General features: G+C 45.2%; 1 protein-coding gene. It reads left to right on the top strand.

All coding sequences use genetic code 11. From position 1 onward, the window contains the following. The coding region (locus A3757_RS24655; RefSeq protein WP_369819609.1) for a transglutaminase family protein at nucleotides 1–661 on the top strand (661 nt) is incomplete at its 5' end. Between the last annotated feature and the right edge of the window lie 2 nt (nucleotides 662–663).

The raw sequence follows: 663 nt of genomic DNA, 5'->3' as shown, positions 1-663 counted from the left end.
CTTCCTTTTGCAGGGTGTAGCTGATGTTATAGAATTCTCCGCTCAGAAGAGAATAATAGGTAGTCACGAAATGGAAGCTTATCTGCAGGCTTGCCCCTATATCTATTGGCAGCACGAAGCCGTGCAACGTCAGGCAAGTTTGTTAGCGCAAGGAAGGCAAAATTGCTACGTAATCGCCCAAAGGTGTTTTGAGTTTGTGCGTGATGAAATAAAACACAGTTGGGATTACCGATTGAATCCGGTAACGGTTTCAGCTTCTCAGGTGCTTGAACACGGAACAGGTTTTTGTTACGCAAAAAGCCACTTATTGGCTGCTTTACTTAGAGCGAATCAAATTCCGACTGCGATATGCTATCAACGTGTACGTCTCGATGACACCCCTAGCTTTTGTTTGCATGCACTAAACGCTGTGCACCTGCCTGACTATGGTTGGTACCGTATCGATGCACGTGGGAATACCCCTGAAATCGACGCTCAATTCACGCCTCCAGTTGAAAAACTGGCAATTGAGCGATATGGTTTGGGAGAGTTTTTTCTCGAAGGGCTCTATGAAGCGCCCTTATCATCTGTGACCAAGCTACTTGAGAGCTGTGAAACGATAGAGCAAGTAGCTCAGCGTTTAAGTGAAACTGATACTTTGGGCCATCAAAGCAATGAATAAAA

It is taken from the genome of Oleiphilus sp. HI0117 (assembly GCF_001635235.1).
This window is presented reverse-complemented; position numbering and strand designations above follow the sequence as displayed.